This window comes from Bartonella sp. AD328YNZD (genome assembly GCF_042196425.1).
Window position 1 is genome coordinate 1 of the sequence record NZ_JBHIQG010000858.1, and the last position, 546, is coordinate 546.

The 546-nt window shown below is 40.5% G+C and carries 1 pseudogene; it reads right to left on the reverse strand.

The features are described from left to right. Positions 1-546 (reverse strand): annotated as a pseudogene (locus tag ACFIO3_RS15440) (DUF3792 domain-containing protein); the annotation flags it as partial.

The following is a 546-nucleotide window of genomic DNA, read 5'->3' on the forward strand; positions in this document are numbered from 1 at the left end:
TATTGGAGGCTGTTTTTGTGGCTTTAGTCGCAGTGTTTTTTGCTCCCTTGATCGTATCCTCAAGATTGTCTGAGAGTTTTTCAGCCTGTTCTTCAAAGGTTTTGATGGCTTTTTCGGTTTTTCCCTCTGCGCTTTGATAGAGTTGAACAGCATGGTTGGCTGCTGTTTGTGCCTCCGCACGGGTCATGCCATCCTTCATAAGCGCATTGATGATATCGCTTCGATTAAATTTTGTCGTGAGATCTTCTACACGATCAGACAGGCGTTCACCAAGATTTTTTAAAGTGGTGCGATAGTGAGACGGATCATTTTTAAAAGCTGTTATCGCAGAACCAATATCATTGAGTGCAGCCTGATAGGTTTGTTTTAAGCGATTAGCATTGAGAGCAGGAATGTCGCTTTTATTGAGAAGGGTGTGCAATTCATTGCCAAGTTGGTCAAAATTGACTCCATTGTCACTTTTTGTTGTAAAAAACTTTTCAAGACTTTCACTGTTTAAGTTTGACAGTAGGGGGGATATGTTTGTTTTAAAACTATCTACGGTTT